This is a genomic window from Micromonospora sp. B006, from assembly GCF_003408515.1.
Classification (GTDB): domain Bacteria; phylum Actinomycetota; class Actinomycetes; order Mycobacteriales; family Micromonosporaceae; genus Micromonospora; species Micromonospora echinospora_A.
In genome coordinates, this window is sequence record NZ_CP030865.1 from 4,723,525 (window position 1) to 4,735,665 (window position 12,141).

11 protein-coding genes are annotated in these 12,141 nt (G+C 73.3%); 4 read left to right on the top strand and 7 right to left on the bottom strand.

Going from position 1 to position 12,141, the window contains the following annotated elements:
- The first annotated feature begins 173 nt into the window (after positions 1-173).
- Positions 174-2,045 (top strand): glycosyltransferase family 39 protein, encoded by a 1,872-nt coding sequence (locus MicB006_RS21160; protein WP_225980439.1) that lies wholly within the window; start codon positions 174-176, stop codon positions 2,043-2,045.
- Here the strand turns inward: MicB006_RS21160 and MicB006_RS21165 are convergent.
- Both MicB006_RS21165 and MicB006_RS21170 read right to left on the bottom strand, forming a co-directional pair.
- Complete coding sequence (locus MicB006_RS21165; protein WP_116508423.1) at positions 2,020-3,624, bottom strand: PAS domain-containing sensor histidine kinase; 1,605 nt, start codon at positions 3,622-3,624, stop codon at positions 2,020-2,022. The two genes, MicB006_RS21160 and MicB006_RS21165, sit on opposite strands and share 26 nt — an antisense overlap.
- Positions 3,625-3,649: 25 nt before the next feature.
- Entirely contained in the window at positions 3,650-4,678 is a 1,029-nt protein-coding gene (locus MicB006_RS21170; protein WP_116508424.1) for an SIS domain-containing protein, read from the bottom strand.
- Positions 4,679-4,861: 183 nt separating this feature from the next.
- On the opposite strand from MicB006_RS21170, the gene MicB006_RS21175 reads away from it, so the two are divergent.
- Positions 4,862-6,460 (top strand): tetratricopeptide repeat protein, encoded by a 1,599-nt coding sequence (locus MicB006_RS21175; RefSeq protein WP_116508425.1) that lies wholly within the window; start codon positions 4,862-4,864, stop codon positions 6,458-6,460.
- Between the two features lie 1,078 nt (positions 6,461-7,538).
- Here MicB006_RS21175 and MicB006_RS21180 read toward each other — a convergent pair.
- The gene (locus tag MicB006_RS21180) at positions 7,539-9,131 is read right to left on the bottom strand and encodes an MDR family MFS transporter (RefSeq protein WP_116508426.1); all 1,593 of its coding nucleotides are present in this window, start codon (positions 9,129-9,131) and stop codon (positions 7,539-7,541) included.
- Between the two features lie 119 nt (positions 9,132-9,250).
- On the opposite strand from MicB006_RS21180, the gene MicB006_RS21185 reads away from it, so the two are divergent.
- Positions 9,251-9,853 (top strand): TetR/AcrR family transcriptional regulator, encoded by a 603-nt coding sequence (locus MicB006_RS21185; RefSeq protein ID WP_116508427.1) that lies wholly within the window; start codon positions 9,251-9,253, stop codon positions 9,851-9,853.
- A gap of 12 nt (positions 9,854-9,865) precedes the next feature.
- Here MicB006_RS21185 and MicB006_RS21190 read toward each other — a convergent pair whose 3' ends face one another.
- Positions 9,866-10,378 carry a GNAT family N-acetyltransferase gene (locus MicB006_RS21190; protein WP_116508429.1) on the bottom strand — a complete coding sequence of 171 codons (513 nt, stop codon included), beginning with the start codon at positions 10,376-10,378 and terminating at the stop codon, positions 9,866-9,868.
- Positions 10,375-10,590 (bottom strand): biotin/lipoyl-binding carrier protein, encoded by a 216-nt coding sequence (locus tag MicB006_RS21195; RefSeq protein ID WP_013288370.1) that lies wholly within the window; start codon positions 10,588-10,590, stop codon positions 10,375-10,377. The genes MicB006_RS21190 and MicB006_RS21195 overlap by 4 nt, the downstream gene beginning before the upstream one ends.
- Before the next feature lie 237 nt (positions 10,591-10,827).
- Between MicB006_RS21195 and MicB006_RS32815 the strand changes: the two genes are divergently transcribed.
- Positions 10,828-10,902, top strand: coding sequence for a 50S ribosomal protein bL37 (locus tag MicB006_RS32815; protein ID WP_369752275.1), 75 nt, complete (start codon positions 10,828-10,830; stop codon positions 10,900-10,902).
- Between the two features lie 82 nt (positions 10,903-10,984).
- Here the strand turns inward: MicB006_RS32815 and rsrA are convergent, their stop codons facing one another.
- Positions 10,985-11,272: a mycothiol system anti-sigma-R factor gene (gene rsrA / locus MicB006_RS21200; protein ID WP_073828748.1), complete on the bottom strand. Its 288-nt coding sequence runs from the start codon at positions 11,270-11,272 to the stop codon at positions 10,985-10,987.
- A 2-nt stretch (positions 11,273-11,274) separates the two neighbouring features.
- Positions 11,275-12,084 (bottom strand): sigma-70 family RNA polymerase sigma factor, encoded by an 810-nt coding sequence (locus tag MicB006_RS21205; protein ID WP_116508430.1) that lies wholly within the window; start codon positions 12,082-12,084, stop codon positions 11,275-11,277.
- Positions 12,085-12,141 lie beyond the last annotated feature (57 nt).

The window sequence follows — 12,141 nt, forward strand, 5'->3', positions numbered from 1 at the left end:
CCCACCCCCTCCCCGGTGATCATGAGGTTGGCGGGGACAAAAGGGACGGTGAGTGCCGTCAACTTCATGATCGACGGGCTCGGGGCGGGTGAGGGTTGGGCGGGAAGGGGTCGGGTGGGTGGGAATTGGTGGAGCGGGCGGGTGAGCGGGAGTGGGCGTGTGACGCTGCGTGGGTGAGGAGGTTCGCGCCCGCGTCTGTTCGCGCCCGTCCCGGCTGGGCGGTGTGGGTGGCGCCGGGGCTGCTCACGCTCGCCGTGACGCTGGCCGGGATCGGGCACGCCCAACCCTGGCGGGACGAGCTGGCCACCTGGAGCGCGGCCACCCGCCCGCTTTCCGACCTGGCCCGGATGACCCGCACCATCGACGCCGCCACCGGGCCGTACTACCTGCTCATGCACGGCTGGACCGCAGTGGCCGGCACGTCACCGACGGCGCTACGCCTGCCCTCCGCGCTCGCCATGGCCGTGGCCGCCGCGCTCACCGGCCGTCTCGGCGCGGTGCTGGTCGGCCGTCGCGCCGGGCTGCTGGCCGGACTGCTGTTCGCGGTCCTGCCGGCCACCTCGCGGTACGGGCAGGAGGCCCGCCCGTACGCGCTCGCCACGCTGTTCGCGGTACTGGCCACGCTGCTGCTGGTCGAGGCGCTGCGCCGGCCGGGGCGGTGGCGCTGGGCGAGGTACGCCGCCGCGGTCGCCGCGCTCGGGCTGCTCCACCTGCTCGCGCTCACGCTGCTCGCCGCGCTCGCCCTGGTGGTGCTGCTGATCGCCGTACGGGGCGCTGCGGGGGTCGTCGATCCGCCCGGCCAGTCCCGAGCCCAGATGCCCGACGCGAGCCGGCCACGCCGCAGACACCTGTGGCGTTCCACCCAGCCACGAGATCGAGCGCGAGTGGAGCACCACGGGTGTCACGGCGCCCCGCAGACACCCACGGCGTTCCACCCAGCCACGAGATCGAACGCCGGTGGAACGCCACGGGTGTCACCGCATCCCGGGAGCAGGGAGCACGGCACGGACGCGTCGGAAGCGGAACCGCAGGACGTGACCGGCGAGGCTCGCAAGGCGTGGGCGCCCGGCCGACGGGCGCTGGCCGGCTGGCTGCTGGCGCTGGTGCCGGCCGTCGTGCTCGTCACCCCACTGGCACTCGTCGCCCGGGGGCAGCGCGGTCGACAGCTCGACTGGGTCGGCCCGGCGCGCCTGCCCGACCTGGCGGCGCTACCCGGTGCGCTGGCGCAGAGCGGCGTCGTCGGCGGTTTCGTGCTCGCGCTCGCGGCGCTCGGCGTGGCCCGGCTCGGTCGCCGGGCGCTGCTGCCGGCCGCCGCCGTGCTGCTGCCGGTGCTGCTGGTGTTCGCCGCCGGAACGATGGTGCCGCTCTGGGTGACCCGCTACCTGGTCTTCACCGTGCCGTTCGCCTGCGTACTGGCCGGCGCCGCGCTGGCTGTCGCGCGGGTCACTCCCGCACCGGCCCGAACGCCGGCAACAGCAACGCCCGCTGAACCAGCGCGCACGGCGACACCCGCCGCAGCCGGCCGCACTGCCGCGCCCGTGGAAGCAGAGCAAGGGCCGACGTCGCCGCGCGGACGGATCGCGGCGGGAATCGCGGTGGTGGTCCTGGCCGGACTGCTCGGGCTGCCCGATCAGGCGGCGCTGCGCCGCACCCACGAGTGGCCGCGCAGCGCACCCGTCGACTACGCGGGCGCGGCCGGGATCATCCGCGCCGGGCAGCGGCCGGGCGACGCGATCGTCTACTCGCCCCGGGACGGGTGGCTGTTCCCGGATCTCGGGGTGGCGTACCACCTGGGGTCGAGGCTGCCACGCGACGTGCTGGTGGTCCGCGACCAGCGTCAGGACGCGAGCCTCTGGGCCGTGGAGTGCGACGACCCGGCGCGGTGCCTGGCCGGGGTGGACCGGGTGTGGCTGGTGGTCACCGGCCGGCGCACGGATCCGGTGGCGGCGGTGCCGGGCGCGAAGGGCGACGCGTTGAGCGCGGGCTACACGGTGCAGCGGGTGTGGCCGCGGCCGGGGATCACAGTGGCCCTGCTCGTCCGGTGAGGCGGTCGGTGGTGCCGCGGGCCAGCGGTACGACGATGGCCGCCTCGGTGCCGCCGTCGGCGCCGTTGCGCAGCTCGATGGTGCCGCGCAGCTCGCCGGTGACCAGCGCCCGGACGATCTGCAGGCCCAGGTTGCCGCCGCGCTCGGCGTCGAACTGCTCGGGCAGCCCCCGGCCGTTGTCGCTGACCGTGACGTGCAGTTGCTTACGGGCCCGGTGCGCGGAGACCACCACCTCGGGCCGGGGCGCGGAAGCCGCCGCCTCCGGCCGGGGCACGGCGACCGCCGCGTCCGCCGGCGAAGGCGTGGCAGCCTCCTCGTCGGCCGGCGGGAAACCGTGCTCGACGGCGTTGAGCAGCAGCTCGTTGAGGATCATCACCAGCGAGGTGGCGATCTCGGCGGGCAGTATGCCGAAGCTGCCGCGGCGGCGCATGCCGACCGTCACCTCGGTGGCGGCGACCTCGGTGGCGGCGCTGGCCACCCGGTCCACGATGCCGTCGAACTCGACCGCCTCGTCGCTGGACATGGAGAGCGTCTCGTGCACCAGCGCGATCGAGGCGACCCGGCGTACCGATTCTTCGAGCGCGACCCGGGCCTCGGGCATGGAGACCCGCCGGGCCTGCAGGCGCAGCAGCGCGGCGACGGTCTGGAGGTTGTTCTTCACCCGGTGGTGGATCTCCCGGATGGTCGCGTCCTTGGTGATCAGGGCGCGGTCGCGGCGGCGTACCTCGGTGATGTCGCGGACCAGCACCAGCGCGCCGATCGGCACTCCGGCGGGCATCAGCGGCAGCGCCCGGGTGAGCATGGTGGCGCCGCGGGCGTCGATCTCCCGCCGGGGCGGCGCCTCGCCGCGCAGCGCGGCGAGCACGGCGTTGCCCGCGTCGGTGCCTTCCAACGGGTCGCCGGCCAGCCGGCGGTGCAGCTTGGCCAGGTCCTCGCCGACCAGGTGGGAGGCGTAGCCGAGGCGGCGGTACGCGGACTGCGCATTCGGGCTGGCGTAGGTGACCTTGCCGTTGGCGTCGAGCCGCACCAGGCCGTCGCCGACCCGGGGCGCCGAGGTGGTCTCGCCCGGGTGGCGGGGCGGCGGGAACGTGCCGTCGGCGATCATCTGGGCGAGGTCGTCGGCGGTGGTGAGGTAGTTCAGTTCGAGCTGGCTGGGGGTGCGCGCGGTGGACAGGTTGGTGTCCCGGCCCACCACGGCGATCACCTCGCCGGCCTCACCGTCGCCGGTGCGCAGCCGGACCGGGATCGCCTCGTGGCGGGCCGGGACGTCGCCGTACCAGACCGGGTCGCCCTCGCGCCAGATCCGTCCCTGCCGGTAGGCCACCTCCAGGTGGGCCACCTCGGCTCCGCCGACGATCCGCCCGACCTGGTCGTCCAGGTAGGCGGTCGGTGCGGTGGTGGGACGGACCTGGGCTACGCAGAGGAACGTGCCGTCGCCGTCCACCGGCACCCAGAGCAGCAGGTCGGCGAAGGACAGGTCGGACAGCAACTGCCAGTCGCCGGCGATCCGGTGCAGATGGTCGATGTCGGCCGGCCGGAGCGCGGTGTGCTCCTCGGCGAGGTCACGGAGGGTGGACACGCCCCACAGCGTGCCACGCCGGACCTCACATCGTCGCCGTGACCTTCTTCAAGCCGCGCGGCGCGTCCGGATCCTCGCCCCGGGCCAGGGCCAGGGACAGCGCGAGTCGTTGCAGCGGCAGGATGTCGAGCAGCGGCGCGTACCGCTCGTCGACCTCGGGCACCGCCATCCGGGTCTCGCCGATCTCAGCGGAGCCGACCACCACCACGTCGGCGCGACGCTCGCCGAGGCGGGGCAGGACCTCGCGCATCGACGTACCGCCGGGGCCGGAGCCGACCACGGCGAGCACCGGCACGTCCGGGTCGGTCATGGCGAGCGGGCCGTGCAGCAGGTCCGCGCCGGAGAAGGCGAGCGCCGGGAGGTACGAGGTCTCCATCAGCTTCAGCGCCGCCTCCCGGGCGGTCGGGTACGCGTAGCCCCGGCCGGTGGTGACGAGCTGGGCGGCGAACCGGTAGCGCGGCGCGAGCCGGGCCGGGGTGTCGTCGGCGAGCGTCCGCGCGGCCAGCTCGGGCAGGCGGCTCAGTGCGGCCCGCTCCTCGGCGGGCAGCACGCCGTCGCCGGCGCGTACCCCCTCGACGAGCATGAGCAGCGCGAGCAGCTCGGCGGTGTAGGTCTTGGTGGCGGCGACCGCCCGTTCGTGGCCGGCGGCGATGTCCACGCTCAGCTCGGCGGTCTCGACCAGCGGCGAGCCGGGGTTGTTGGTGACGGCCAGGGTGAGCGCGCCGGAGGCGCGGGCGACCCGCAGCACCTCGGCGAGGTCGGGTGAGCCGCCGCTCTGGCTGACGCCGACGACGAGCGCGTCGGAGAGGTCGGGCCGGGCGCCGAAGACGGTGATCGCGCTGGGCGAGGCCAGTCCGGCGGGCAGTCCGAGGCGGATCTCGGTCAGGTAGGCCGCGTAGAGCGCGGCGTGGTCGGACGTGCCCCGGGCGGTGAACACCACGTGCCGGGGGCGCCGTTGCGCGACGACGGCCGCGACCTCGGCGATCGCCGCGGCGTGCTCGGTGGAGAGCAGGCGCTCGTAACCGGCTGGCTGCTCGTCGATGTCGGCGGCCATACCGGCCCCTGGACGCGTCACTCCAGACCTCCTCCTGCGCGTTTCTCGCGCGTTCGATGCTCAGTCTTGCACGTTTGAGAGATACCGAGCAACGCAACGAACAGAAGTGCGCAGTGGATCACCATTCCACGGAAGATCCCCTAGGCTTGCCCGGCTGACCGACCCGACCGGCGGAAGGACGACGTGCCCGAGGACGACGCCGCGCTCTCGGCGGAGGAGGAACTCGCGCTGGCCCGGCTGGCGCTGGGTGAGGGCGACCTGCGGCACGCCGCCGACCACATCGCCGCCGCGCTGGTCCGCTCCCCCACGCTGCCCGAGGCGCACGAAGCACTCGCCCGGCTGAACGCGGCCAGCGGCGGGGACCTGGGCCTCTTCCCGCTCGGTCAGCAGGCGTTCGTCGGCGCCGTGGTGGCCCGCGCGCACCTGCTCGCCGCCGCCGGCCGCCCCGCCGAAGGGCTCGACCTGCTGGCCGCCGCCACCGGCTACGCGCCCGCCGCGCCATGGGCCGCCGTGCCCTGGGTGACCGCCGCCGACCTGCCGGAACGCCTCGATCCCGAGCGCACCGCCCGAATCCTCATGCAGGTCTGCGCGGCGGCGCCCGACCCCGCGCCGCGCCGGCTGCGCGAGCCGCTGCAGCCGTACCTCACGCTGGCCCGCAACGCGATCACCGTGCATCCGGCCCACCCGCTGCTGCTGGGCGCGGCGTCCGCGCTGGCCCGGCGCCTCGGCGAGGTCGCCCTCGCCGTCACCTGGGCCACCCGGGGGGTACGCGCGGAGCCCACCAAACTCGGCGAGGTGTGGCTCGGGTACGCGTACCGCAGCGCCGGCCGGACCGCCGAGGCGCTCGCCGCACTGGAACGCGCTGTCGCGCTCGACCCCGACGACCTCGCCGTCTACGCGGACATCGCCGGCACGCTCGCCGACCACGGCCGGCTCGACGCGGCGCTGGGCTGGATCGACCGGGCGCTGGCGAAGGACCCCGCCTTCGACTGCGCCGTACACACCGCCCACCGGCTGCGCTACCTGCGCGACGGCGACGTGGACCACCTGGTGGCGCTCGCCGACTTCGTCCGGGAGCACCCCGACGACACGCACGAGCACGGCGACCTCGCCGAGTGCTGCCGGGGGCGACCCTGGCTGGGTCAGGTCACACCGGCCGGTGACGAACTCGCGTCCCCTGACGGACCCGCCCCCTCGGCGGCCGCGGTACGACGGCTCCAGCACCTGGCGCACCCCGCGTGGGCGCACCCCCCGGCCGCGTACGACGCCGCCGTCGGGCTGGCCACCGTGGACCTCACCGATCTGCTCGCGCTGCTGGCGTACCCGCCCGAAGCGCCGGCCACCGCGCTGGGCCGGGTACTCGGCGGACAGGACCCGGCACTGTGGAAACGCTGCGCGCAGGTCTGGGCCTGCCTCGGCCTGCTGCACCACCGCACCGACGAGCCGTGGGAGTCGTCGACCCGCCGACGGGTGCTGCGCGAACTGGCCACCGGCCCCGGCCCGGCCGCCGACGCGGCGCTGTTCGCCCTGGTCACCGCCGCCTGGGTAGACCCGGCCACCCGTGCCGACGTGGCCGCCGTGGTGGCCGGCCGACTCACCGAGGTGGCATCCGGCGCCGCCCGGCGTACCCCGGTGGCGGTGTCGCTCGCGTACCTGGCGCGGGCCACCCCGGCCCTCGATCCGGCCGCCCGTGCCACCGCCGACTCGCTCATCGCCGGCGCCGCCGGCGGCCCGCTGCGCCGTCTCTGGCGACGCCTCACAGCCGTGTTCCGCCGAGGCTGACCGCGCAGACGCGCCCGCGCCACCCCGAGGTGGCCCACCCTGGCCCTCACCACCTCGCCGAGCGCCGCCACTCCCCGAGCTGGCGCGATCACCCCACCTCGGACCCCGCCACTTCCCCGAACTGGCGGGCATCGCGCGGCGACCACGACCCCAGGCCCACCCCGCACACCAGCTCCCAGGGGCCGGGACCCCGCCACCTCCCCGAGATGGCGCAATCAACCCACCCCGAACCCCACCACCACCCCGAACTGGCCGCCACCGGCCACCCGGAGCGGCCCCGCCGAGCACCCGCAGCCCCGCCACCTCCCCGAGATGGCGCAATCAACCGACCTCGGACCTGACCACTACCCCGAACTGGCGGGCAGCGGGCGGCAGCGGCCGGCACCCGAAACACCTCGCCGGCCACCAGCAGGCCACCACCTCTCCGAAGTAGCGCGACCAACTCAACCGGACACCACCACTTCCCCGAACTGGCAAGCACCGCGGCGACCACGGCCCCAGGCCCACCCCGCACACCAGCTCCCAGCGCCGGTGCCCCGCCACTCCCCCGCAATGGCGCGATCAACTCACCCCGGACCTGACCACTGCCCCGATCTGGGGAGCACTCGGCACGGGCATACATCCACACCCCGCCATCTCTCCGAAGTAGCGCGATCAACTCACCCCGGACCCCACCACTTCCCCGAACTGGCGAGCACGGCGCGGCGACCACGGCCCCAGGCCCACCCCGCACACCAACTCCCAGCGCCGGTGCCCCGCCACCTCCCCGAGATGGCGCGGTCAACCCACCCCGGACCCCACCACTACCTCGAACTGGCGAGCACCCGGCACCCGGGCACCGGCACCGGGCACCGGGCACCGGGCACCGGGAACACCTCGCCGACCACCCAGACACCCACTGGCCCGCCACCTCCCCGAGGTGGCGCGATCAACTCGCCTGGGACCCCGCCACTTCCCCGAACTGGCGGGCAGCGGGCGCAAGGCATCCCGGTACCAGGCACCGGGGCACCTCGCTGGAGTGGATACGCGGCGGCCCCGCGTACCCCCGGGGTGGGGGCGCGGGGCCGCGGCGGGTGCGTCAGGCGACCGGGGCCTTGCCGAGCGCGGTCTCGGCCTCGTCCTCCGGGGTGGCGCCGGCCGGCCGCACGTCGTTCGTCGCGCGCAGCGGCACCTCCTTGATGAACCAGGCGAGCACCGGCACGGCGACGGTGAAGAGGACCGCCCAGAAGAAGACGTGCGAGATGGCGTCGGCGAGGCCGCCGAGCACCGCCTCGCGCACCGGACCGGTGAGCCTCTTGAGGGCCTCCAGGTTCATCGCGCCGCCCTCGCCGCCACCCGAGCCCGCGAACGCGGGACCGGCCGCCGAGTCGGCGAGACGGTTGGCGAAGATCGCGCCGAAGAGGGAGACGCCGAACGAGCCGCCGATGGACCGGAAGAACGTGGCGGCGCCGCTGGCCGCGCCGAGGTCCTTCTGCTCGACGCTGTTCTGGGCGATGAGCATCGAGGTCTGCATCAGGAAGCCCATGCCGACGCCGAGCACGACCATGTAGAGCGAGGACTGCGCCTTGCTGGTGTCCACGTCCAGCAGGCTGAGCAGGCCCATCCCGGCGGCCATCACCACGCCGCCGACGATCGGGAAGACGCGGTAGCGGCCGGTCCTGGTGATCGTCCGGCCGACCACGAGCGACACCACGAGCATGCCGAACATCAGCGGGAGCAGCAGCAGGCCGCTGTTCGTGGCCGAGGCGCCCTGGACGGTCTGCTGGTAGAGCGGCAGGAAGTTCATCGCGCCGAACATGGCGAAGCCGAGCAGGAAGCCGATCACCGAGATCAGCGCGAAGTTGCGGTTGGCGAACAGGCTCAGCGGCAGGATCGGCTCGGGCGCGCGCCGCTCGACGAGCGCGAACGCGACGAGCGCGACCGCCGCGAGCACGGCGAGGCCGAGGATCTGCGGCGAGGCCCAGGCGTACTGGTTGCCGCCCCAGGTGGTGACCAGCACGATCGCGGTGATGCCCACCGACAGCAGCGCCGCGCCCAGCCAGTCGATCTTGTGCTCGGTGCGGTACTTCGGCAGGTGCATGGTGGTGGCCAGGACCAGCAGCGCCACGCCGCCCAGCGGCAGGTTGACGTAGAACGCCCAGCGCCAGGAGAGGTTGTCGGTGATGAAGCCGCCGACGAGCGGCCCCGCGACCATGGCGATGGCCATGATGCCGGCGATCATGCCCTGGTAGCGGCCTCGCTCGCGGGGCGGCACCAGGTCACCGATGATCGCCATGACGCCGACCATCAGGCCACCGGCGCCGAGGCCCTGCACGGCGCGGAACGCGATCAGCTCGATCATGCCGTTGTCGCTGCCGCCGAAGACGCCGGAGCCGGACATGCCGCACAGCGCCGAGCCGACCAGGAACACGACGACGGCGGTGAGGAAGACGGCCTTGCGTCCGTACAGGTCGCCGAGTTTGCCCCAGATCGGCGTGGAGACCGTCGTGCCCAGCACGTACGCGGTGACCACCCAGGTGAAGTGGTCGGCGCCCCCGAACTCGAAGACGATCCGCGGCAGCGCGGTGCTGACGATCATGTTGTCGAGCATCGCGAGCATCATCGCGATCATCAGGCCGAACAGGACGACGCGGATGTTGGGTCTCGCGGCGACCTGGGCTTGTTGACTCATCGGTAGGCTCCCCCGCAGATCATGTGATCAACTTACTTGCCGCCCGGCTAGTTGACTTACTAGCCGGACGGTAAGCTGAGGACGGTCGGACGTCAAGCGGATTGGAAGGAAGTCGGCTGGTGAGGGAGACCACAGGGGGCACGCGGCAGCGCATCCAGGCCGTCGCCTTGGAACTCTTCACCGAGCATGGCTACGAGAAGACCTCGCTGCGGGAGATCGCCGAGCGGCTCGGCGTCACCAAGGCGGCGCTCTACTACCACTTCAAGAGCAAGGACGAGATCGTCACCAGCCTGGTCGACGACCGGCTGCGCCGGATGGACGAGCTGATCGCCTGGGCCGCCGACCAGCCGCCCACCCTCGCGACCCGGCGCGCCCTGCTCGGCCGGTACGCCGACAGCATGTTCGCCGGCGACCTGCCCCAGGTGATGCGCTTCTTCGAGCAGAACCAGACGGTGCTCAAGAGCCTGGTCGCCGGCCAGCAGATGCGGGACCGGATGATGCGGCTGGCCCACGAGCTGTGCCGGGGCGACGACTCGCCGGCCGCCCAGCTCCGCGCCGCGCTGACGCTGTTCGCGGTGCACAGCAGCTGGTTCGCGGTCCGGGCGCCCGGCATCACCGACGACGAGCGGAAGCGGATCGCGCTCGAGGTGGCCGACGAGCTGCTCGCGAAGATCGGCGAGACCGGATCGGACGGCGGGGACCGGGACGGGCCGGCGGCCTGAGCCGCGCCCGGCTCAGCGCGCCGCGGTCAGGTCCAGCCGCAGACCGAGCAGGTCGATGCCGGGCAGCGGCGACCAGTCCTTCTCCGGCAGCCGGACGAAACCGAGCCGGTCGTAGAGGCGGTGCGCGTTCGCCGCCATGCCGGCGCGTACGCAGATCACCACAGCCGTGCAGCCCAGCTCCGCCGCGCGTGCCACGCACGCGGCCGCGAGCAGGGCGCCCGCGCCCCGGCCCTGCGCGGCCGGATCCACCGCGAGCATCCGGAACTCGGCCTCACCGGGACCGGAGAGTTCGGCGTACGGCGTGCCGGGCAGCACGAACGTCACCGCGCCGAGCACCTGGCCGGTGGTGTCGTCGACGGCCACCAGCACCTCGCCGGTCCGGGCTCGGGTGGCCACGTCGGCGAGCACCGGCGCGTACTCGCTCTCGTCCTTGAGCTGGCCGTCCGCCTCGTACGCGGCGACCGTCAGCCGCGCCACGGCGGGGAAGTCCGCCGGCTCGGCGCGGCGCACCAGCAGGGCGGTCAACCGATCTCCGCGATCAGGTCGCCGTCCTGCACCACGTCACCCTCGTTGACGGCGAGCTTCTGCACCACGCCGTCGGACTCGGCGACCACCGGGATCTCCATCTTCATCGACTCCAGGATGACGAGCGTGTCGCCCTCGGACACGGTGTCGCCGGCCGACACCACGACCTTCCAGACGTTCGCCACCATCTCGGCGCGGATCTCCTCGGCCATGTCCCGGCCCTCCCTCTTCCCGACAGCTCCCCGACAGTCCTGCGAACGGTATCCAATCATGACGCCGGTCACGCCCGGCCGCGCACCACCGGCACGCGATCCGCCCCACCGCGCTCCGGTGAGCGGCGGCGGCACTAGCATCGTGCGGGTCGGCCACCGGCGAGCCGGGGAGCCACACCGCGACCTCCGCCGCGCTCACCCGCGGACGGAACCGTGACCAGCACAAGGAGGCAGAGCATGGCGAAGAAGGCCCGCAAGAAGAAGGCCCGTAAGAAGAGCAGCGCCAACCACGGCAAGCGCCCCAACTCCTGATCATCGGGATCAGCGCGGCACCTGCCGGAAACGCGGAACGGCCCGGGTCCGATCATTCGGACCCGGGCCGTTCCGTCACTTGTCAGTCGGCCAGTTCGCGGGACTCGGTGGTCTCGAAGACCACCAGCTCGGTCAGCCGCAGGCGCAGCCGCTCGCGCAGCTTCTCCGGCGCCGCCTCGTTGCCGCAGCACCGGGCCACTAGCGCCTTGACCTCCTGCTCGATGCCGTACTCGCGCAGGCACGGCCCGCACTCGTCCAGGTGGTGCCGGATCAGCACCCGGCGCTCCTCGCCGCACTCCAGGTCGAGGTAGAGGTAGACCTCGGCGAGCACCTCGCGGCAGTCCGTCTCGTGCGGTTGTCCACAGCTCACGGTCACACCTCCCGGCTGGCGGCGGCGGTCGAACCCTTCTTCGACGAGGCGGCGCTGAAACCGCGCTCCGCCGCGTACTGCTCGAGCAGCTTCCGCAGATTACGTCGGCCGCGGTGCAGGCGGGACATCACGGTGCCGATCGGCGTGCCCATGATGTCGGCGACCTCTTTGTAGGAGAAGCCCTCGACGTCGGTCAGGTAGACGGCCAGGCGGAACTCCTCCGGCAACTGCTGGAGGGCCTCCTTGACGTCGCTGTCCGGCAGCCGGTCGAGCGCCTCCGTCTCGGCCGAGCGCAGGCCGCTGGACGTGTGCGACTCGGCCTCGGCGAGCTGCCAGTCGGTGATCTCCTCGGTCGGCGCCTGGATGGGCTGCCGCTGCCGCTTGCGGTAGGTGTTGATGTAGGTGTTGGTCAGGATCCGGTAGAGCCAGGCCTTCAGGTTCGTGCCCTGCTCGAACTGGTGGAAGGCGGCGTACGCCTTCAGGTACGTCTCCTGAACCAGGTCCTCCGCGTCGGCCGGGTTGCGGGTCATCCGCAGACCGGCCGCGTAGAGCTGGTCGACGAAGGGCATCGCGTCCCGCTCGAAGCGGGCCCTGCGCTCGTCCGTCTTTTCGGTGGTCAACCGCACATCCCCTCGCGTCGGATGCTTTCCCGCCGAGGATACGCGTACCCACATTCCGGCAGATTCACTTCCGGAGTCTGTGCCGGTGCTCACGACCGACGCCGCCGCGGGCCACTCCGGCGCGTCGAGCAGCCGCTTGAGCTGCCGCTCGTCCCGTTCGTCCCGTTCCCGGCTCCGTGTCTGTATCGGCACCGGTCACCCCCCTCGCGCTGGCACTGTCGTCGTCCACAGGGAGGTAACGCGAGGTAC

What these genes read in the sequence shown, in the direction of transcription:
- MicB006_RS21180 (WP_116508426.1), bottom strand. Translation starts at nt 9,131, where the DNA reads ATGAGTCAACAAGCCCAGGTCGCCGCGAGACCCAACATCCGCGTCGTC.
- MicB006_RS21170 (WP_116508424.1), bottom strand. Translation starts at nt 4,678, where the DNA reads ATGGCCGCCGACATCGACGAGCAGCCAGCCGGTTACGAGCGCCTGCTC.
- MicB006_RS21195 (WP_013288370.1), bottom strand. Translation starts at nt 10,590, where the DNA reads ATGGCCGAGGAGATCCGCGCCGAGATGGTGGCGAACGTCTGGAAGGTC.